Consider the following 21603-nt stretch of genomic DNA (forward strand, 5'->3'; position numbering starts at 1 on the left):
ACCGGTAATTACCGGCCCGGCGACCTTCCCGGCACCATTACGGCTGTGCCAGCCACTCTTCCCGCGTAATGCGGCTGATATGTTCAGTCCGGTAATCATTCAGGAACGGATTGAATTTGTTCTCTTCGGTATGATGATGACGGAACCCGCACTTAGCCTGAGCGCGGTGTGACTGCTCATTGTTTTCAAAATAGCCGCACCACAGTGCATCCAGCTCCAGGGTTTCAAATGCATGGCGCATCACCTCTCTGACCGCTTCCGAGATCAGCCCCTGTCCCCAATACGGCACACCAATCCAGTAGGCGATCTCCCCTTCCCGCTGACTGATATCAAAGTTGCTGTTTTCACCGATCAGAATCCCGATGCATCCCACCGCCCGTCCGCTCGCTTTCAGTTCCGTGGCATAAACCTCATCAAGGTTAAAGACGGTGCGGATAATATCCGCACTTTCCGCAACGCAGCTGTGCGGCGGCCAGCCGGCTATCGGGCCGACGCGGTCATCTTTCGCCACGTCATATAAATCGGCGGCATCGGTTTCTGCCCACGGGCGCAAAATCATACGTTCTGTTTCTAATGTCATACGGCTTACCTTACTTCAGTTATACATTCAGCCTCAGCGGCTCTCTCTGTGATGACGGGAAGTGTAGCCTGACGTCAGACCGGCGGTAAGCAACAAACCTCCGCACTTTCGGTACTTTTGAAAACTATTGTGATAAATTTCCTCTGATATCTGCTTTTGGATGGCAAAAATGGCAACTCACGATATTACACTGACAGACCAGATTCCGGTGCTGACGGAAGAAACAGACACATTGCTGACAGGGGAAAGCACACTGGCCGATCACAACGGCGTACCGCTGACCTTCGGAAATGCGTATCTCACCCTGATGATCTGCCGGGCGGGATACGCGCATATGACGCTGAATTTTAAATCTCAGGCTGTGCGGGCAGGGGATATTCTGGTGCTGGCGGAAGATACGATCGCACTGCTGAAAAGGCGCTCGCGGGGATTCCGTGTGTTTTTTTGCCTGATCCCGGCCTCCTTCTCTGCCGAAATCGCTTATGTCCTGCCGAATCCGCTGTTTCTGTTTCTGCATGAATATCCCCGCTGCATCCCGCTGCCGGAGGAAAAACCGCTGCTGACAATGTGGCTGGCACAAATGCAGGATATCACCCGCAACAGCCCGGTTTACCGGCATATTATGCAGCGTAATCATTTACAGAATCTGTTTTTGCGGATAGCGGAAAGAATGCCGCCGGATGCCCCGGCAACCACACAAAAATACAGCCGGAAAGAGACGCTGTGCTGGCGGTTCTGGGAACTTATCTGCCGCCACAGCCGGGAATACAGGGATGTGCAGTACTATGCGCGGCAGTTAAATATTACGCCGTTTTATCTGTCACAGCTGACCGGAACGTTTTTCAATCATTCACCCAAGTCACTGATCAACCGCCGGGTTATCCCTGAAATCAAGACACTCCTGCGTTACAGCACGCTGTCAGTGGAGCAAATCGCAGACAAACTGCACTTTGATGATCCGTCCTACCTGTGCCGCTATTTCAGACGGGAGACCGGCATTTCCCTGACAACGTACCGGCGGCAGAACCGCTGAGTTATTTTTTGCTGCTGAGGAGTTCCTGCTCCAGCCAGGCTTTCACCTCTTCCGGAGCATATTTCAGGCTGTTGGAGCCGCGGGTGATGGTCGCAATGCCGACCCCCAGCTCACTTTTCAGCTCACGCTGACTCATCTTACCGCGCAGCAGTTCCTCGACGATCCGCACACGTGTGCCCAGCGCTGTGCGCTCATCCGGGGTAAAAAGCAGCTGAAAAAGGTGGGATTCAATATCCTGTGAATAGGCATTGCGCAGCAGGCTGACAAAGCGCTGCCAGTCGCTGTCCTGAAGTTGGTCTGTCGTCATGTGTCACCCCATAGGATCGGGAGTACAAAAAGTACCCGTTAACTAGTACACCTAGGATAACACAAGCCCGGTGCAGCTGTCTTCTGCTGAACCGGGCCGGATGGGAAGGATCAGTAACGCATTGATTGTTCGGAAGGTGTCAGCACATCTGCCGGGCGCTGCCCCTTCAGGAAGTTCTGATAAAAGACATCAAACGCCAGCACATTCTTCACATAACCCCGGGTTTCTGCAAACGGAATTGTTTCCACAAAGGCAACCGCATCGAGCCGTCCGCCGCTGTTGCTCAGCCAGCGGGTCACCCGGTTCGGGCCTGCATTATACGCGGCACTCGCCAGGATCCGGTTCTGGCCGAACTGGTTATACACGCCGTTGAGATACGCGGTGCCTATCTCAATATTTTTACGCGGATTAACCAACTGCGCAGTATTGCTGTAATCCGTAATACCGTTATCGCGGACAGTCTGGGTTGCGGTTGCCGGCATCAGCTGCATCAGCCCGGTCGCGCCGACCGGTGAACGCGCCTGCGGGTTCCAGGCACTTTCCTGACGGGCTATCGCCATCGCATAGCTTTTGCTGATATTTTTATTCTGCGTGAACTCATCAAACTCATTCTGCCAGGCCAGCGGGAAGCGCTCTTCCAGATGGTTCCACAGCTTGCCGTTGATCGTCGCCTGCACACTCAGATCCGCCCAGCCCTGTTCCAGCGCATAACGCGCCAGCTGTGCTTTACGTGCCGGTGTCTGGCTGTCCACCAGATTCAGCCACTCGGTACGGGCCAGCCCTTCCATCTGCCAGTACAGCAGCTCACGGATACGCTGAATTTCCGGCAGATTGCTGATGCTGTTGTCCGGTTTATCCGCCGCATTAATCATCATGATATACGGTTTACCCAGACGCTGTGCCGCCACCATCGGATAGAACCCGCGACCCTGAGTGATTTTTTCCAGAATGGCATCTGCTGCCGCTTTATTGCCGCCTTTTTCCAGCAATACGGCGCGCCAGTACTGCCATTCCTCTTTCTGCTGAGCGTCCGCCGGTAACCGGGTCAGCCAGCGATCCAGATCACGGTCATCAGCGTTACTCAGCGCCAGACGCACACGGCGCTCGCGCAGAGTGACAGAATCGGTTTCCTGAATCACCTCATCACGCCAGGCCGCCTGTTCATCTGTCACGTCACTCCCCATATATTGCCACGCAACGGCGTCTTTCAGTTGCTGACGCTCGCTGTCATTCATTTTCTGGGCCCGCGCCACACTGTTCAGATCAGCCCGCGCCGCATCCGGTGATTTGCGGGCATAGGCGGAGAAAGCAGAAATCGTGGCCTGGCGGGTGAAATCCGTCGGGCTCAGTTGGGCAAATGTCACCACCGATGCCGGATTTTTCTGTAAATTAATCAGGCCATTGCTGATAGTCTGATAAGAAGCGGGCAGGCGTTTTGCCAGATAACTGACCAGAGAGGAATTGCCGTTTTTCAGTGCCAGGCTGATACGTTCAAGAACGCGCTCCGGTGTCAGTCCGCCGGACTGATCCCAGACATCAAATAACTTATCGCAGGAGGACGGCAGAGAATTTCCCGCCAGCCAGACAGATTTCGCTCCGTCCAGTGCCACCTGACGGTTTCCGGTCTGCCAGTTGGCATAATAATAGTCGCACTTCGCACTGACCGGTTTTGGTACAGTGGTGCTGTAGCTGACCAGCCCAGCCCAGTCATTACGTTTGGCCAGTTCACTGATAAATTTATTTTTCAGGCTTGCCGCTGACGGCAGGTTCGGATGGGTATCCGTAAAGTGTTTCACCTGACCGGCTGTCAGCAGGCTCATGTCCTGTGTCAATTCACGGTATTCCAGATAAGGATAGAGCGGATAGTCCCGCAGTGACGGCATCAGGCGTTCCACTTCCGCCATATTATTGGCATCCCGGGCAGATTTGACATCCTGATAGCGCTGACGCTGCTCACTCAGTGAATCCGCTGACGCCAGTGCTGAAAACATCAGCATGCTGAGGGCTGCCACGCCCGGCCATATACATTTCCTCATGATCTGCTCCAGTCTCCTAAATTCCCGTTTATCTGCACAATACCTCAGACCCTGATGCACAGTGTAAGTGCCCTGTCATGCAGACACAAATCATACTGTGGTGCCGGATAACCCGATACCCAAAATCGGATTATTCAGAATATATGTCTGATTATTCTTATTGTGTATTCCCTTTGCCGTAAATGATGGTTTATCCACTATTTCATAGTGATATCATCTGGCATTGCTGACATTTTTACTATATAGTAAAATTTAATTCAAAATTAAAATGATAACAACTCAGGATCCCGGTTACCGCCGTAAACGGGATTTTGAACACTACCAATAACTCTATAAGTAGTGAATGTATTTCAGACGACTCCGGTCGTCTTTTTTTTTAAACCGGGTAAATACCCCCGGATAATACAACGACGATCGGGTGTCCGCTGCTTTTTCCGGACGGGAATATCTGCCGCCGGCGTATCCCGCAGCCGGAGTCACTTTAACTAAACGAAAAACTCAGTCATAATGCCACTCAGATGCCCCATAAACGAAAAGTTGTTAAATAATTTTCTTATTTTTCAAAAGGTATACTACATTGGCTCAATACGTTTATTCGATGCACCGTGTCGGCAAAATTGTGCCGCCGAAGCGTCATATACTGAAAAATATCTCTCTGAGTTTCTTCCCGGGCGCCAAAATCGGTGTTCTCGGCCTGAATGGTGCCGGTAAATCAACCCTGCTGCGCATCATGGCTGGTGTGGATACCGACATTGAGGGTGAAGCACGTCCGCAGCCCGGCCTGAACATCGGCTATCTGCCGCAGGAACCGAAACTGAATCCGGAACACACTGTCCGTGAAGCGGTTGAAGAAGCCGTTGCTGAAGTAAAACAAGCCCTGACCCGTCTGGATGAAGTGTACGCGCTGTACGCCGATCCGGATGCGGATTTTGACAAACTCGCCAAAGAGCAGGGTGAACTGGAAGCGATTATCCAGTCTCATGACGGTCATAACCTGGATAACCAGCTGGAACGTGCGGCAGATGCCCTGCGTTTACCGGCCTGGGATGCCAAAATCGGTAATCTGTCCGGAGGTGAGCGCCGCCGTGTGGCTATCTGCCGCCTGCTGCTGGAAAAACCGGATATGCTGCTGCTCGACGAACCGACCAACCACCTGGATGCGGAATCGGTCGCCTGGCTGGAACGCTTCCTGCACGACTACGAGGGCACCGTTGTGGCGATCACCCATGACCGTTACTTCCTTGATAACGTCGCCGGCTGGATCCTCGAACTTGACCGCGGTGAAGGTATTCCGTGGGAAGGGAACTACTCCAGCTGGCTGGAGCAGAAAGATGCCCGTCTGGCACAGGAAGCCTCTTCTGAAGCGGCCCGCCGCAAGTCTATCGAGAAAGAGCTGGAGTGGATCCGTCAGAATCCGAAAGGCCGTCAGTCCAAAGGCAAAGCCCGTCTGGCCCGCTTTGAGGAACTGAACAGCGTCGAGTACCAGAAACGTAACGAGACCAACGAACTCTTTATTCCGCCTGGTCCGCGTCTGGGTGACAAAGTACTGGAAGTGGAAAACCTGACCAAATCCTACGATGGCCGCACCCTGATCGATAACCTGAGTTTCTCCCTGCCGAAAGGGGCGATTGTCGGGATTATCGGGCCGAACGGTGCGGGTAAATCCACCCTGTTCCGCATGATCAGCGGCAAAGAACAGCCGGATTCCGGTACTATCACTCTCGGTGATACCGTGACTATCGCGTCTGTTGATCAGTTCCGTGATGCCATGGATGATAAGAAAACCGTCTGGGAAGAAGTGTCCGGCGGGCAGGATATCATGCGTATCGGCACCACTGAGATCCCGAGCCGTGCTTATGTCGGACGCTTTAACTTCAAAGGCGTTGACCAGGGCAAACGTGTCGGTGAGTTATCCGGTGGTGAGCGCGGTCGTCTGCATCTGGCGAAACTGCTGCAGGTCGGCGGCAACATGCTGCTGCTCGATGAACCGACCAACGACCTGGATATCGAAACTCTGCGCGCACTGGAAAACGCCCTGCTGGAATTCCCGGGCTGCGCCATGGTCATTTCCCATGACCGCTGGTTCCTTGACCGTATCGCCACCCATATCATCGACTATCAGGATGAGGGCAAAGTGGAGTTCTTCGAAGGTAACTTCAGTGAATATGAAGATTACAAGAAACGGACTCTCGGCGAGGCCGCACTGGAGCCACACCGCATCAAGTACAAACGTATGACCAAATAGGTCATATAACGGAAAATGCCGCGTGGTGAAAATTACGCGGCATTTTTTGTACCTCCGCACACATTGTACAATAACTTGTACCTGAAAGGCCGGTAAGCTATACTCTTCCTGTACAGAATTCGTACATGAGGAATCAATATGAAAACATTAACATACAGTGAAGTACGCCAAAATCTCACCGCTGCGATGAATGAAACAGTGGATGACCGTATCCCTATTTTAATCACACGGCAGAAAGGTACTGCATGCGTATTATTATCACTTGATGAATATCAGTCTCTGGAAGAGACCGCCTATCTGATGCGTTCGCCGAATAACGCACGGCGTTTAATGGATTCCATTGATGAATTAAATGCCGGAAAGGGGCTCAAAAAGGAAATCAATGAATGACATTGACGTTTTCGTCTCAGGCATGGGAAGACTATCTGTACTGGCAAAATACAGATAAAAAAACGCTCAGACGTATCAATGAACTAATTAAAGCCGCACAGAGAACACCTTTCACGGGCATCGGAAAACCGGAACCACTGAAAAATAATCTTTCCGGCTGGTGGTCGCGGCGGATAACAGAAGAACACCGGCTGGTTTACCGTGTTACTAACCAGGGAGTTGAGGTAGCTGCCTGCCGGTACCATTATTGAAAATGCCGCGTAGTGAGGGACCACGCGGCATTTTTTGGTTGGATGGATAAAAGAGTGTCTTTTGTTACGGGTATGACATTGAACCTGGTACTTAAGGTACAACCGAAGCTGACTAACTACTTCCTGTTTACCGCTTTTATAACACTTAAAACTGACAAACTATCAATCAGTTAACACCATCAGTAAAGGGATCCTTTACTCTTCATCGTTCCTCCCTTTGTTGCCCTGAATTCTGCCGGACGCTGTGTGTTGTCCTTGTTCTTTCAGTATAGAAGAGAAAAATAATTTCTCACGGAAACTACCCGATTATTTTCCGATTCTCACAACATTCTTTATTTTTGCTGATCCCCGTCACGAATTTCAGGGGCATCCAGCATCAGCAGACGCTGAACCAGCCCGACGCACTCAAGAAAACGGGTATCGTAATCTGCCGATGTCACATGGACAAACTTAATGCCGTTTTCCCGCAGCATATCGATCAGCAGATCCTGAAACGCTTTGCGGTCATTGTCACTGCCGAGGCTGCGCAGTCCGTCTGCCACCCACGGTGTATTATTTTCCAGCAGGATCACCAGGTCAAAGCGGTATTCCGCAATCAGCGCCTGCACAAACGGATGTTCTTTGCCCTCATAGCGCTTACAAAATGCCTGGGTCGTGACAAAATCGGTATCCACAAAGGCAACTTTATTGGCATATTTCACTGCAAAATCAATATACTGAGCATGCCCCAGTGCGATTTTGTCATAGTCGGAATATTGCAGCGCCATTTCATCACCGCCCAGATGGGAAAATACATAATCTCGTCCGTATTCCCATGCACTGGTGGTATTGAACATATTCGCCAGTTTATTGACAAGTGTGGATTTGCCGCTGGACTCCCCGCCGAGCACCGCTACCGTCCGCACAAAGAAGGGTTTGACCTCTGTCGGGATATAGTCCCAGTAGCGGAACGGCGCCTGACGGATCTGCCGTCCGCTGATATTCATAAAGGTACGTTCCGGGTCGATAAGCACCGTTTCAATGCCGAACGATTCACGGTAGCGCGGCACATCCGCTTTTTCGCCTGAATAGATAAAATCCGGTGAGATCCCTTTTTCCCGCATAAACTGACACACGCCCTGACTCCAGTGCTCCCAGCCGTGCGGATACGGATCATAAGCGTGTTCATCAAATGAGTGAATGCGGATATTTTTCTGATACTTAAAGGTTTGCAGAAGCCATCGCAGGCGATCACTGACGGTCGGCTGCTGTGACATCGAACTGTTGATAAACAGCGCCTTATCACGCGGTTCATCGTGACAGAGGATCACATGCAGCTCATCCACCTGACTGCACGCCCGCTGGATCAGGTAAATATGCCCGGTATGCAGCGGATAAAACTTGCCGAACACCACTCCGACGCTCTTTTTCTTCAGCGGATAATCCAGACCCAGCGCACTGTGCAGACTGGCCAGTTTCTGACCGCCGGGGCTTTTGATTTTGTTGTTGATCAGCTGGCTGAGATACCCTTTGGTCACCCCGCACTGATCCGCCAGTTGCTGGAGTGTGACACCTGCCTGCTTAATGGCTTGTTTCAGATAGGAAAAATCGGTCATTCTCTGCCTCACTTATTCCAGTTCATCCAGTACAGACAGGGCATCTGACAGTTTTTTCACCCCGAACACCTGCATACCCGGCGGCGGATTTTTCGGGCGGTTGGCATTCGGCACAATCGCCCGCTTAAAGCCGTGTTTGGCTGCTTCCGAGATCCGCTCCTGACCGCTCGGCACCGGACGGATCTCCCCCGCCAGCCCGACTTCGCCGAAGATCACCACATCACGCGGGATCGGCCGGTCACGAAAACTGGACACCAGCGAGAGCAGCAGCGCCAGATCCGCACTGGTTTCGGTCACTTTCACCCCGCCGACCACGTTGACGAACACATCCTGATCCGACATCTGCAATCCGCCGTGACGATGCAGTACCGCCAGCAGGATCGCCAGCCGGTTTTGCTCCAGCCCGACCGCCACTCGGCGCGGGTTCGACATCATCGAATGATCCACCAGCGCCTGGATTTCCACCAGCAGCGGACGTGTGCCTTCCCAGACCACCATCACCGAACTGCCGGACGTGATTTCATCCCCGCGGCTCAGGAAAATGGCGGACGGGTTGCTCACCTCGCGCAGCCCCTGCTCCGTCATGGCAAACACGCCCAGCTCATTCACCGCACCAAAGCGGTTTTTATGGCTGCGCAGTGTGCGGAAACGGGAATCGGCCTCGCCGTCGAGCATGACCGAACAGTCAATACAGTGTTCGAGTACTTTCGGCCCTGCCAGAGAGCCGTCTTTGGTGACGTGGCCGACCATAATGATCGCCACACCCCGGGTTTTGGCAAAGCGGGTCAGATAGGCGGCGGTTTCGCGCACCTGTGCCACACTGCCCGGCGAAGACTGAATATCCGCCATGTGCATCACCTGGATGGAGTCAATCACCATCAGCTTCGGCTGTTCCTGCTCTGCGATCAGGCAAATCTGCTCAATCGCTGTTTCCGACAGCATATTGAGGTTATCCATCGGCAACCCGAGGCGGTGGGCCCGCATCGCTACCTGCTGCAAGGATTCCTCCCCCGTGACATACAGGGTTTTCATCTGTGCGGCAAGCTGGCACATGGTCTGTAACAGCAGGGTACTTTTCCCGGCGCCCGGGTTACCGCCGATCAGAATGGCGCTGCCCGGTACCACACCGCCGCCCAGCACACGGTCAAATTCTTTGAAACCGGTGGAGAAACGCGGCAGTTCCTCAAGACTGATTTCCGACAGCTTCTGCACTTTACTGACGCCGCTCTGCCCTGCATAACCGCTGAGGCGATCATTGCGTGCCGCAGAGGATGAGACTGAAGCCAGCCGGACTTCCGTGATGGTATTCCACGCCTGACACGCGGTACACTGCCCCTGCCAGCGGGGGTAATCCGCCCCGCACTCGTTACAGACAAAGGCGCGTTTTGCTGGTTTTGCCACTCGTGACCCCGTAATAACTGATAAATTAACGTTCTTCGTGTTTCAGACCACCGCTGAGGGTACACATTACTCCCATCAGATCGGCGTGGCGGATAGCCACTTTTGCCCGTGCATAGACTTTCGGTTTGGCATGGAAGGCAATGCCGAGACCGGCTTTTTTCAGCATTTTCAGGTCATTAGCACCATCACCGATCGCCACGGTCTGCTCTAAAGGAATATTGAGAAATTCCGCCAGTTTCACCAGCGCCTGCGCTTTGTATTTGGCATCCACCACCGGACCTTTGACTTTGCCGGTCAGTTTGCCGTCTTTAATTTCCAGCTGATTGGCATAGACGGCGATCAGACGCAGAGAATCTTTTAAATGATTGGCGTAGAAAGTAAATCCGCCGGAGGCAATCGCGACATGCCAGTCCATCGCCTGGAGTTTGCGCACCAGGCTGGTCAGCCCCGGCATCAGCGGCAGCGTATCCAGCACCTGCTGTAAAATGGCGGCATCCGCCCCGGCCAGCAGGCCGACACGCGCTTTCAGGCTTTCGCTGAAATCCAGCTCGCCCTGCATCGCTCTTTCTGTCACTTCCGCAACTTCATCACCGACACCCGCCAGCCGGGCGATTTCATCGATACATTCGATTTGGATTGCGGTGGAATCCATATCCATCATCAATAATCCGGGAGAGCGCAATTTCGGAATGTTCCCCAGCGGCACCACATCCATCTGAAACTCATCCGCCACCCGTTTGATGCGGCCGGTCAGGCTGCCTGCGATCCGCACCACCTGATAGTCATCGATCCGCCATGACGAAACCACCACAATAGCCGCACCCAGCCGGTGCTGGAAATCGCTGATCCGCGCCTTATCCAGTCCGCGCCCGTACAGCAGCCAGCCGCTGTCACCCGCCCGGTAGTCCAGCGGCATCACTTCATCACCACTCAGGGAAAGAGGAAGGCCCGGCCACTTATGGATTTCATTCGGCAAATAACAGTAGGTCAGACTCGTCGACATCAACAGATACTCCTATAATCCCTGATAATATTCATGATGGTAGCAGATAAAAATTTCCGCTTCTGGCAATATGGTGACGACAACGGAAAAACGGATAAACAATGGCCAAAACGAAGTTAACATTCCGGCTGCATAAAACAGCCATTATTCTGATTTGTCTCGCCCTGATGGTGTGTCTGTTACAGGGTGTCTCTTATTTCAGCCGCGTCCACCAGCAGTCGTCAATGGATCAGTTTAATGAACTGGCCTATTCGCTGGCACAACAGGTGGCGTTTAACCTTTCCGATGCTATAGACGATAACGGGAAAGTGCTCAATAAGAAACAAATTACGGCAAATTTAGCGCAGCTGACCACCAACAGCCGCATTCTCGATGCCACAGTATATCAGGATGACGGGGTGCAGATAGCCGGTAACGGCGAGAGTATTACGGTCCGCGACCGGCTGGCGCTGGACGGGCAAAAAGCCGGCAGTTATTTTAATCATCAGATTGTCGCCGCCATTCCCGGGAAAAAAGGCCCGAAAGGCTTTCTGCGCCTGACCATCGATACTCACCGGCTGGCCACGGAATCCACTCAGGTGGATAACACCACCAATCTGCTGCGGGTGATGTTACTTCTCGCTCTCGGCATCGGTTTTGTACTGGCTAATAATCTGCTGCAGCTGACCCCGAGCCGCTGGCAGCAATCCCTGTATCTGCTGACTGCCAATCTGAAAAATGAAGATGAGAAGCCGGGGAAGAAAACGGAAGAGAAAGAAAAAGGGGAATAATCTCCCCAAAAGCGGGCGTGAGGGTCGGGGAAGATATGATTGTTCAGTGAGTACGCTGGTATCCGGCGTACTCACTGAGTCTGCGAAATCCGAAAAATAAAATATCGTCCGGAATAATTAAACCACGACAATCCCGCCAGTACGGATCTTTACGGGAATAGTTCAGATAAAACGTCTTTTTTGCTTTTTGTATCCAATAGTTGAAGATCATCTGCAAACTTACTGTTTTTTATATACTCTTCTTTTTCCATTTGATACTTCGGACTCCCCGATAAATACAGAGCCATTATATAATCAATATCTTTTTCTTTCTTTTTGTTTTTTATTTCTATATATGATGTATAACAGTCAGCCACTTCTTTTTTTTCCAGCCTGTCCATTAACATGCACTTTAACAAAAAAAACCGACTTTCTTTATCATCATTACTAATTTCATTTATTTCTGATAATGCGAGATCATATTGTTTTTCACCGACCAGGCCACTAATATAAATATTAGCCACATTCATATCTGCTTTATTTTCTTCTTTTATTTTTTTTATTTCATTTAAAATCTCATTTTTTTTGTCGATGCTATCTGCAAATGTTAACTTCATGATTAAATCAGAGGCAACTTTTACACCATTATTATCATATTCATTTGCCAATGGTTTATTTATGTTCATTGATAATATAAATAATGAGAATACCAGCATCATCCATTTTGATTTTATTAAAATCATATTGTCACCATTTAAATTTATTTAACTTTATCGTTTTTGTTGAACTTCTTGGGAAAGGAACGATACTACCGGTATACCCTGCGTCATAGATGTAACCAAATTCAACTGTTAGTTCCGGTGTTATCGCTGATTTTATGAAATCAAAGTCAACACTATCAATAGGTATATCATCTACACCCATTGCCCATGATTCACCTTTTTTCATTTCCAGAATATACTTATTATGATTTAAGTTATTTGTTATTGCACACCAGAATAATAATTTACCGGAACCTGCTGCTTTCGCCGCATTACTTTTACCTAATGCTGACACTCTTACTCTCTTTCCGTTATTATTATCTTCTTCATTTACTATTAGTGTGATTGCGTAACTGGCATGAATACCAACACCTTCTATTCTTAAGTCGGCGAGCTGCGAGAAATAAAATCTTTTAATAGCCATATAAAATTCTTATTAATGACATAGAAATAGACCATAATAAAATTATAAGTATAAATTAAAATCATTAACAGGGTGATTTATCCTAAACTAAAATAATGATCGTGTTAATAGCAGAGGTGAGATTAAAGGCCGGAAAATCTCTCCCGGCCAACACCTATCTTTGAATATTCCTTTTTACCGCTGCTGCAATACCTGCCAGGTCAGCAGGCCGAGCCAGGTCATCAGCAGGGAGCTGAGTACATGCAGGGCGATCTCTGCCATACCGTGGTGAATGCGTCCGGCCTGGAAAGCCTGCACAATCTCAAGTGAAAAGGTCGAGAATGTCGATAACGCGCCGCAGAACCCGGTGACAATAAACAGCCGCCATTCTGCCGGGAGTGTCGGGTGAGAAGAGAAAAACGCCACTGCCAGCCCGATAATATAACCGGCAATAATATTGGCGAGATACGTCCCCAGCGGCATCATTGTCAGCACCGGGTTGAATTTATTACTCAACACCCAGCGGCCGAGGCCGCCGAGTACTGATCCTGCGGAAATGCTGAGGATCACATTTAACATAGAAAAACCTTACGTCATGTTTGTTTCAATGTTTCTGTGTTTATGCGCATTTCTTTAAAATGTCAATCTGAACCAGTCCGCACACTTCATCCAGCAGTTTGATAACCTCCACACTCATCCCGACCATCATGGCATCCGCCGAATTACTTTCCGGCTGTGCATTGATCTTCTGATGCAGCTCATGTGTACTGGCACGCAGTGCCTGAAGCTTATCCATGGTGTCATCGTCTTTCCCCTGCACAAAGATGTCAGAGAGCAGTTTCATGATCTCACTGTTACTTTTCTGCAGTTGCACAATGTAGGGATTTTCGGTGTTCAGCGCGTGAGCGAAGTAGTTTTTACTGAAGGTATCGGTCAGCAGTTCCAGAATCGCCACCAGCCGCCGGATGCGCCCGTGAATGGCTGTAAAAGTAGCCGCCGGCACATGGGTTTCTTTGACAGCCGGTGCAATGTAGGTATTGCAGGTCAGCAGTGTGGATAACGTGTCTTTCAGCTGATTATCCCACCGCTCCGGGTCGGTACTGCTCAGTTTCATGATGTGCTCATCATATAATCTGGCAATATCACGCAGAATGGTGCTGATATTCATCCGCCAGAACACAAACCCTTTCAGCGGCAGGATCGCCGAGAACACCAGTGCCAGAATCGAGCCGCCCACGGTCTGCGCCGAACGAATAAGCGCGGAGTCCATATCCCCGACCGGTGCGGTGGCAACGATACTGATGGTCATCCCGATCAGCATCCCGACATACATGTTTTTACCCAGCGCGATCAGACCGCAGACAAACATCGCAATCGTCGCCAGCGCCAGCATCAGCGGGAAGGAGTGGGTTTCCGTGTACAGCAGCAGCATCCCTATCAGCGAGCCGATAACGGTGCCGAGGGTGCGCTGCATCGAGCGGATCAGCACATTTCCCCAGTACGGCATCGGCATCAGGATAGAGATAAGTGTCATGATGATATAATCGAGCTTATCACTGTGTAATTCCCGGAACACCAGAAACGTCAGTGTAAATGCCAGCGCAATGCGGATGCCGTGCAGCTGTTTAAACCGGGAATAAAAGAATGACTGAGCCCGGGTGATCCCGTGGCTCAGATTTATTTTTTTTTCTTTATGCTTCACAACCGGCCCTGCTTATGACGCTTTGGCTAATAAGATGTCAGCCATGACGCTATTATTGATGTTCTCGCCGCACAGCATTTTCATCAGCACTTCACTGCCGAGCTGTGACAGAGAGAAGGTCATATCCGCATGCAGCAGGCGCATTTTGTCGCGGTTCTCTTCCTGATTCACCACAGTTACGGTTTTCACCCCTTCACCGGCCAGCTGTTTCACCGCCAGCAGTGCAAAGGTGTTATCCGCGTCATTATCACTGATAGCCATCACACAGCGGGCATCTTTCACATTGGCTTCATTCAGGGTTACGGCATTCGCACTGTCACCGGCAACGGTCACGGTGCCGTCAGGGAAGTGTGCTTTGTCCTCATCAGAACAGATCACCACCACCTGCAAACCGCGTTTTTTCAGTCCCTTATAAATACTGACCGCCAGCGGATTCGCGCCGATAACAACATAATGCTCTTTCATGTGTAACAACCTCTTTTTGACAATCTCGCGTGTGCCGCGCAGGACGACACCCACAATGTACACAATGGATGTGGTGAAAATCGTGATACCGAACACCACCACCGTCAGGGTAAACATCCGTGCTTCCACACTGATCGGAATGATGTCCCCGAAGCCGACGGTGGTCATACAGACCAGGGCAAAATAGAACGCCGCCGAGATATCGGTAACATGCGGCTGGAACTCATTACCGAGATACAGGGTGCCGAAGACGGAATACACCACCAGCAGGATAATACTGCTGACCGCCACCACCCCGGCACTGGTCAGGCTGTGATGCGGGAACTGCCGCCACAGACAGCCGGCCGCAATCAGCAGCGCCAGCGAGAACAGCCCCTGCAGCGAGTATTCCCGGGCCAGCCCCAGATCCATCAGCACCATCGTGAGCAGGATAAACAGGGAGAACAGCCAGGCGATACGTGCGCCGGTCAGCATCAGCAGCGCCAGCAGTGCCAGCAGTAACCCCAGCATAAAGCGGGGAATATCCAGCAGTTTGATAAACCCGAGCGACTGTAACCACGCAGTGAAGCCGCCGTCCTGCCAGGCAATATCCCCGGTATAGGAAAACAGCACCGGCGACAGGATCATCACCCCGTCAATAAACAGCAGTACCGACAGGATCACCCGCAGACTCAGTAATTCATGTAACCCGGTTTTCAGCAGATTAGTCTGCATATTTCTCCCCTTTTACTGACGGTGTTCCGGCATGATGTCCTGATTCGGTACCAGGAACAGCCAGGAAGCCAGAACGAACGGCATGGTCAGTGTCGGAATGCCGAACGGCGATACCACCACATCCAGCGCGCCCTGGACAAACACCGTGAAAATCACACCCACAACGGTATACACCAGCACTTTGAAGCTCGGTTTGTTAAATGTGGAGCCCAGCGCGATCGCGGTTAACACGGCGCTGAAGGAATACAACCCGGTATGCACACTGCCGAAATCCGCTTTCAGGAAAGATGCCACCCCAAAAGCCAGCAGTGAGCCGAGCACCGCAAAGACCGCTGCCCACACCGAGCTGACCGCCAGGCCGATCACAAACAGAATGCCTACCGTGATACTGCTCAGCAGGAAGACCTCTGACACTCCACGGAAAATATCCGGGATCAGATCGGAATACGGGATCCCGGCGATCGGAGCCACATACTGATCCGGCAGTGCCGGTCCCGGCAGGCTGACGCCCTTGATACCGAAGAAACTGTAGCTGGCCAGCAGGATAGTCCAGGTCACCAGCACGAAAGGCGCGGTCAGCGCCGCCACTTTCCAGTTTTTCAGGAAATCGGTCAGTGAAATGGTGGCGATCACCGCCACGATACTGCCGAGCACAATGGCCGCCCACATAAACGGTGTGTTATTCAGAAAGGTCGGCAGCGCCACACCGACCAGACAGCCGTTATAACCGTACAGCCCGGCACGCAGTGAGGTGACATCCATTTTGCTGACATACGCGGTCAGCGTGGATACCACGGTACCGAGCAGACAGCCCCAGCCGACTGCCGGAATGCCTTCACTGTATGCACCAATAAAAATAGCGGCGAAAAAGAACAGCCCGGTCAGCGGGTTGTTCTGAAACATCACCTGTGCACAGCCGCGCAGTGTGATATCAATAAAGTGTATGACAGGATTGGATCCGGCCAGTTTATTCCAGCCGTTCTGACTGACTGTTGAAGTTGCCATCGTCTTTCCCCTGAAGGTAAACCGGATAAAGGGACTGATTATGCTGATAATAACCAGTCCCCTGAGTAACCACCGGTGTTATCCTGCAGCGCATCAGCGCCACAGGAACGGTTTTTGCAATGTGATGCCGAGGATCTCTTCCCGGGCGATTTGCCAGAAATAACGGACAGCTTCTTTGGTTTTCGGGCTGTCGATTCCCAGCACTTTGAAGACCAGACCACATTCGTTCGGCAACTGCGTTGCCCCGAATGCAACCTCTTCATCCGTGTCATAACGGGCTTCCAGGCGCTCGAGGATACGGGCATGATGCTCTTTCGGTGTCAGTAAAATCACATTACCGAAGACATCAAATCCCCCCATCACGCCGACCACATTCAGGGCTTCTTTTTTCGGTTCCAGAATGTATTTTTCAACAAATAATTCTTTCCCCTCATTATCTTCCGCCCTGATCTTTGATGAAAAAATATCAAAACCAAACTGTTCATCCGGATGGTGATATTTCCGTCCCGACATCAGGATCTCGGAATAGATCATCGTGGCCGTCGGATCAATCGTTATCTGTGTGTCCGTTAAAAAACGGGCATTACGGTGCGGGATAATCGGATCCGGCATAAACTCCAGATAACCGCCTGCTTCCACCACCACATTCTGGTACTGCGTGGCGTAATTCGCCTCCATCATGTGGATTTTGGTGGCGGACTGTGTGGTGACATGGGCGCACGCCCCTTCTTCCACAATCAGATCCAGCGCCTGGCGGTCGCCCTGTAACAGGCAGCCGGAGGTGGAAATCATCGTGACACACGGCATTTGCGGCATCATTTCATCCCAGTACAGCGCGCGCTGCACCAGAGAGGGCACACGGCGCTCCATTTCCACCATTTCACTGCGGTATTCCCGTTTGGCAAACCGCAGTTTCAGATAGCCGCTTTTCCCGATGGCACCACTTTGCATCTGTTTTGGCTCATCCTGGTAAGGCGCCATTTCCGGCGCCTTTTCCCCTAAGAGATGAGCCCGGAGACGTGTCGGCGTCCCCGCGATCTCAGCCCTCAGTTGTGTCATGCTTTTGCTCCCGCCTGGTGGGTGAACAGGAATTTATCCATGATCATATCCACCAGCTCCACCACGCCTTCGCCGGTTTTGCAGTTGGTCATGACATACGGACGGTTACCGCGCACCACTTTGGTGTCACTTTCCATAACTTCCAGGCTGGCACCGACATACGGGGCGAGGTCGATTTTGTTGATCACCAGGATATCCGCCTGCACCAGGCCCGGACCGTTTTTACGCGGAATTTTTTCCCCTTCCGCCACATCGATGACGTAGATGTAGAAGTCAGCAAGCGCCGGGCTGAAAGTCAGCGTCAGGTTATCGCCGCCGCTTTCGATCATGATGACATCACTGTCCGGGAAGCGTTCTTCCATATCTTCCACAGCAGCAATGTTCATGCTCGGGTCTTCGCGCACAGCAGTGTGCGGGCAGGCACCGGTTTCAACACCGAGGATTTTCTCTTCGTCGAGGATCCCTTTCAGGGTACGTTTGACCTGTTTTGCATCTTCGGTGGTCACGATGTCATTGGTGATGATTAACGGCTTGATCCCGCGCTCAATCAGGATCGGAGTGATCACTTCGATAATCGCCGTTTTGCCTGAGCCAACAGGGCCGCCGATGCCGATCCGTGTCATTTTTTTCATCAGTATACTCCCGGAAAATAAGTCAGCCGCCGGTCAGTTCATAAACAGGCGGACAAAAGATTTGGTATGAACTGCCGCAAGGACGTCGATCACCGGCACATAGGAAGACATCTGTTCAATGTCGCCGCAGGCTGCGATATCGCAGAAGGTTTCAATGTCGTTGTTCAGTTCAAATAAAATATGCTGTGTTTCAAAGTGCGTAATCCGCATCAGGCGCATGGCAGCGCTGAGGATCGTCATTGCGATCCCGTACTGATGCATAACCACGACTTCACGCTCGCCGATACCCTGTACCGCCATCACAATAGCCTGAGTGACAGGCTGGGTGCCCGGGGTGTCCCCGCTTTTGATTTGTGCCAGCCACCAGGCCACGAGCGGATCGTCAAAAATATGAACGGAAATTTCCGCCAGTTTTTTCCCCATCCGTGTCGCCATCAGGCGGGCTTCTTCATTCAGTTTACGGTTATTCACCGCCCGGTCGACCCGCAGAATGGCATCATTGTCACCGGCAAGTACTGCGCGGTGTGCCGCGACAACGGCAATACCGTCACCGCTCGCCGCCTGCTTCAGTGCGGTGCGGACAAAGCCTTTCAGGGTTTCGGCATCATGTACCACGCCCGTCTGAATCGCCGATTCCACACCGTTTGAGAAAGTAAAGGCGCCGACGGGAAGTGCCGAATCACCAAACTGCATGATCCGGATAAGATCAGCCGCTTTCATCACACGTTCTCCCGTTCCGGTCTGTCAGTGTTTGTGATCATGGTCGTGATCGTGGTGGTGATCATGATTGTGACCGTGGTCGTGACTGTGGTCATGATCATGGCTGTGCCCGTGATCGTGGCCGTGTGCATGTGAGTGCCCGTGGTTATGTGCCACATGCACGTGAGTATCTGTCTCTTCCGCGCCGCCGAACAGCAGACGGGATTCTGAGTTGGTCAGGATCGGCAGAATGGTTTCGCCTTTGACGAAAGCAAACGTATCATTGCCGAAACCGTGAGTGCGCATCACCGATTCCATCACTTTTTCACTGACGGTCAGCGGGACATACACCTTGTTTTCTTTGATAACGGCTTTCCAGTGCTGGTTACCGAGCGCATGGCCCAGTTCAAAACTGATGCGGATCTGCTCTTCCGGCGTGCTGCCCTGAAGACGTTTAAGATCAACAACCATGACATCACGCAGATCGATCTGGACAACAACCATGGTATTGGCGGCGTCATCGGTATGGATCACATCTCCGTCAGACAACAGCACGTTGCGATCCAGCGCGATCCCGATATCCAGCCCGTTTTGGGTGTGTTTACGGCAGCGGCTTTTCTGGGCTTCACGCTGATCGAGGATCAGCATATCCACCGTCATGTCGTTCGCTTTATCAGCCCACGCCTGATCTTTTCTGACGTTGCCGAGAATGTGCTCAATGAGGATCATGGAATTACCTTTTTGTTATGCCCGGCGGGCTGAACAACACCCGCCGGGGAAGTCAGTTAACCCGGGACCTCTCAGCCCCGGATTCTGTTAACCAAAGAAATAACGCTGGTTCATTGCCGCTACCGAGATTGGCTGGCAGGTCGCGTGTTCCCCGTTAACTTTCACCGCGAAGGTTTCCGGATCCACTTCAATATCCGGGGTTTCGCCGTTACGGACCAGGTCGCGTTTGGTGGTGGTGCGCATGCCCTGCACCGCGACAACTTCGCGCTCCAGACCGGCTTTCTCTTTCACACCATCTTCCAGTGCTGCCTGGGAAACGAAGGTCACACAGGTATCCTGCAGGGTTTTACCCATCGCACCAAACATCGGACGATAGAAGACCGGCTGCGGTGTCGGCAGGGAAGCGTTAGGGTCACCCATCGCTGCCCAGTTGATCATGCCGCCTTTGATAACCAGTTTTGGTTTCGCGCCGAAGAAACGCGGATCCCACAGGACCAGGTCCGCCATTTTGCCGACTTCGACTGAGCCGAGAACATGGCTGATACCCTGGGCAATCGCCGGGTTAATGGTGATTTTTGCCACGTAACGCAGAACACGGAAGTTATCGTTACCCGCCGCATCTTCCGGCAGTTTGCCGCGCGCCGCTTTCATGGCGTTAGCGGTCTGGATCACACGCAGCCAGTTCTCACCGACACGGCCCATTGCCTGGGAGTCACTGGAGAACATGGAGATAGCCCCCATATCATGCAGCACGTTTTCTGCCGCAATGGTTTCCGGACGCACACGGCTTTCCGCGAAGGAGACGTCAGCCGGCACATTCGGGTTCAGGTTGTGACATACCATGATCATGTCGAACAGTTCTGCCTGGCTGTTGATACCGTACGGCAGTGTCGGGTTGGTGGAGCTCGGCAGCACGTTCGGCTGGCTGACCACTTTGATGATGTCCGGCGCATGACCACCGCCCGCACCTTCGGTGTGGTAAGTATGGATAGTACGGCCTTCAAAGGCTTCGATGGTATCTTCCACATACCCGCCTTCGTTCAGACTGTCAGTGTGTACCGCAACCTGGATATCATAATCATCTGCCACACGCAGGGCATGACGGATGGCGTTGGAGGTTGCACCCCAGTCTTCGTGGACTTTCAGACCGGCAACACCGGCAATGATCTGTTCAACCAGCGGATCGCGGGCAAAAGAGTTACCTTTACCGAGCATACCGACGTTAACCGGTAAACCTTCCAGTGAACGCAGCATCGCGCGGATGTTCCACGGACCGGCGGTAACGGTTGTCCCGTTAGTACCGTCTGTCGGCCCGATACCACCGCCGAAGAAGGTGGTGACACCGTTGGACAGCGCCGCATAAGCCTGCTGTGGTGAAATCAGGTGAATGTGGGTATCAATACCCGCCGCTGTCAGGATCAGATGCTCACCGGAGATAGCATCAGTCGATACCCCGGCAACCATTCCCGGGGTGATACCGTCCTGGAGATTCGGGTTACCGCTCTTACCGATACCAACAATTTTACCGTCCTTCACACCCACGTCCGCTTTGATGACGCCTAATTTGGCATCCAGAATCGTAACGTTGGTGATCACCAGGTCGAGCACGCCGTTGTCGCTGGTCAGTGTGTTGTTCGCACCCATCCCGTCACGGAGGGATTTCCCGCCGCCGTAAACAGATTCTTCACCGTAACCGCGTAAGTCTTTTTCAATTTCGATATAGAGATCAGTATCACCAAGACGGATTTTGTCTCCGGTGGTCGGCCCGAACAGGCCGCAATATTCTTGTCTGGAAATCTGTGGCATAACGTGTTCCTTATTTCGTTCAGGATGCCTGTGCATCA

The 21603-nt window shown here is 52.0% G+C and carries 22 protein-coding genes; 5 read left to right on the plus strand and 17 right to left on the minus strand.

The window, feature by feature from the left end:
• Positions 1 to 37: 37 nt before the first annotated feature.
• Positions 38 to 580, minus strand: coding sequence for a GNAT family N-acetyltransferase (locus tag N7387_RS05160; protein WP_279797427.1), 543 nt, complete (start codon positions 578 to 580; stop codon positions 38 to 40).
• Between the two features lie 169 nt (positions 581 to 749).
• Between N7387_RS05160 and N7387_RS05165 the strand changes: the two genes are divergently transcribed.
• Complete coding sequence (locus tag N7387_RS05165) at positions 750 to 1613, plus strand: AraC family transcriptional regulator (RefSeq protein WP_279797429.1); 864 nt, start codon at positions 750 to 752, stop codon at positions 1611 to 1613.
• A 1-nt stretch (position 1614) separates the two neighbouring features.
• Here the strand turns inward: N7387_RS05165 and trpR are convergent, their stop codons facing one another.
• Positions 1615 to 1920, minus strand: a complete 306-nt coding sequence (gene trpR, locus N7387_RS05170; protein WP_072872023.1) for a trp operon repressor — start codon at positions 1918 to 1920, stop codon at positions 1615 to 1617.
• A gap of 110 nt (positions 1921 to 2030) precedes the next feature.
• Positions 2031 to 3956: a murein transglycosylase gene (gene sltY / locus N7387_RS05175; protein ID WP_279797433.1), complete on the minus strand. Its 1926-nt coding sequence runs from the start codon at positions 3954 to 3956 to the stop codon at positions 2031 to 2033.
• A 577-nt stretch (positions 3957 to 4533) separates the two neighbouring features.
• Between sltY and ettA the strand changes: the two genes are divergently transcribed.
• The 3 genes from ettA to N7387_RS05190 all read left to right on the plus strand — a co-directional run bounded on the left by ettA (position 4534) and on the right by N7387_RS05190 (position 6842).
• Complete coding sequence (gene ettA, locus N7387_RS05180; RefSeq protein ID WP_262859018.1) at positions 4534 to 6201, plus strand: energy-dependent translational throttle protein EttA; 1668 nt, start codon at positions 4534 to 4536, stop codon at positions 6199 to 6201.
• 138 nt (positions 6202 to 6339) lie between these two features.
• Complete coding sequence (gene yefM / locus N7387_RS05185; protein WP_046894052.1) at positions 6340 to 6591, plus strand: YoeB-YefM toxin-antitoxin system antitoxin YefM; 252 nt, start codon at positions 6340 to 6342, stop codon at positions 6589 to 6591.
• Positions 6588 to 6842: a Txe/YoeB family addiction module toxin gene (locus tag N7387_RS05190; RefSeq protein WP_143970178.1), complete on the plus strand. Its 255-nt coding sequence runs from the start codon at positions 6588 to 6590 to the stop codon at positions 6840 to 6842. The genes yefM and N7387_RS05190 overlap by 4 nt, the downstream gene beginning before the upstream one ends.
• Before the next feature lie 332 nt (positions 6843 to 7174).
• On the opposite strand, the gene nadR is transcribed toward N7387_RS05190, so the two are convergent.
• From nadR to serB, 3 genes are read right to left on the minus strand one after another with little or no spacing between them, the layout of a single operon-like run.
• A complete protein-coding gene (gene nadR / locus N7387_RS05195; protein ID WP_262859019.1) occupies positions 7175 to 8437 on the minus strand; it encodes a multifunctional transcriptional regulator/nicotinamide-nucleotide adenylyltransferase/ribosylnicotinamide kinase NadR in 1263 nt (420 codons plus the stop codon).
• Between the two features lie 12 nt (positions 8438 to 8449).
• The gene (gene radA, locus N7387_RS05200; protein WP_015422438.1) at positions 8450 to 9838 is read right to left on the minus strand and encodes a DNA repair protein RadA; all 1389 of its coding nucleotides are present in this window, start codon (positions 9836 to 9838) and stop codon (positions 8450 to 8452) included.
• Between the two features lie 25 nt (positions 9839 to 9863).
• A complete protein-coding gene (gene serB / locus N7387_RS05205) occupies positions 9864 to 10841 on the minus strand; it encodes a phosphoserine phosphatase (RefSeq protein ID WP_004242106.1) in 978 nt (325 codons plus the stop codon).
• Positions 10842 to 10942: 101 nt separating this feature from the next.
• On the opposite strand from serB, the gene N7387_RS05210 reads away from it, so the two are divergent.
• A complete protein-coding gene (locus N7387_RS05210; RefSeq protein ID WP_262859020.1) occupies positions 10943 to 11611 on the plus strand; it encodes a YtjB family periplasmic protein in 669 nt (222 codons plus the stop codon).
• A gap of 149 nt (positions 11612 to 11760) precedes the next feature.
• On the opposite strand, the gene N7387_RS05215 is transcribed toward N7387_RS05210, so the two are convergent.
• From N7387_RS05215 to N7387_RS05265, 11 genes are all read right to left on the minus strand, one after another.
• On the minus strand, positions 11761 to 12333 hold the full coding sequence (locus N7387_RS05215) for a hypothetical protein (protein ID WP_279797443.1): 573 nt from the start codon (positions 12331 to 12333) through the stop codon (positions 11761 to 11763).
• A 4-nt stretch (positions 12334 to 12337) separates the two neighbouring features.
• Complete coding sequence (locus N7387_RS05220; RefSeq protein WP_279797444.1) at positions 12338 to 12775, minus strand: hypothetical protein; 438 nt, start codon at positions 12773 to 12775, stop codon at positions 12338 to 12340.
• A gap of 174 nt (positions 12776 to 12949) precedes the next feature.
• Positions 12950 to 13333 (minus strand): fluoride efflux transporter CrcB, encoded by a 384-nt coding sequence (gene crcB, locus N7387_RS05225; protein WP_279797446.1) that lies wholly within the window; start codon positions 13331 to 13333, stop codon positions 12950 to 12952.
• Between the two features lie 40 nt (positions 13334 to 13373).
• Positions 13374 to 14456, minus strand: coding sequence for an FUSC family protein (locus N7387_RS05230; RefSeq protein WP_262859024.1), 1083 nt, complete (start codon positions 14454 to 14456; stop codon positions 13374 to 13376).
• A gap of 12 nt (positions 14457 to 14468) precedes the next feature.
• Entirely contained in the window at positions 14469 to 15635 is a 1167-nt protein-coding gene (locus tag N7387_RS05235) for an NAD-binding protein (RefSeq protein WP_279797448.1), read from the minus strand.
• Between the two features lie 12 nt (positions 15636 to 15647).
• Positions 15648 to 16640, minus strand: a complete 993-nt coding sequence (gene yut, locus N7387_RS05240; RefSeq protein ID WP_025153857.1) for an urea transporter — start codon at positions 16638 to 16640, stop codon at positions 15648 to 15650.
• 93 nt (positions 16641 to 16733) lie between these two features.
• Positions 16734 to 17699 carry an urease accessory protein UreD gene (locus N7387_RS05245; protein WP_025153858.1) on the minus strand — a complete coding sequence of 322 codons (966 nt, stop codon included), beginning with the start codon at positions 17697 to 17699 and terminating at the stop codon, positions 16734 to 16736.
• The gene (ureG, locus tag N7387_RS05250) at positions 17696 to 18331 is read right to left on the minus strand and encodes an urease accessory protein UreG (RefSeq protein WP_004237089.1); all 636 of its coding nucleotides are present in this window, start codon (positions 18329 to 18331) and stop codon (positions 17696 to 17698) included. The genes N7387_RS05245 and ureG overlap by 4 nt, the downstream gene beginning before the upstream one ends.
• Positions 18332 to 18364: 33 nt before the next feature.
• Positions 18365 to 19051: an urease accessory protein UreF gene (locus tag N7387_RS05255; RefSeq protein WP_004237086.1), complete on the minus strand. Its 687-nt coding sequence runs from the start codon at positions 19049 to 19051 to the stop codon at positions 18365 to 18367.
• A 24-nt stretch (positions 19052 to 19075) separates the two neighbouring features.
• Positions 19076 to 19759, minus strand: coding sequence for an urease accessory protein UreE (gene ureE, locus N7387_RS05260; RefSeq protein WP_279797455.1), 684 nt, complete (start codon positions 19757 to 19759; stop codon positions 19076 to 19078).
• An 87-nt stretch (positions 19760 to 19846) separates the two neighbouring features.
• Positions 19847 to 21565, minus strand: a complete 1719-nt coding sequence (locus N7387_RS05265) for an urease subunit alpha (RefSeq protein ID WP_004237084.1) — start codon at positions 21563 to 21565, stop codon at positions 19847 to 19849.
• Positions 21566 to 21603: the final 38 nt, after the last annotated feature.

Source organism: Morganella sp. GD04133 (assembly GCF_029835375.1).
Taxonomy (GTDB): domain Bacteria; phylum Pseudomonadota; class Gammaproteobacteria; order Enterobacterales; family Enterobacteriaceae; genus Morganella; species Morganella morganii_B.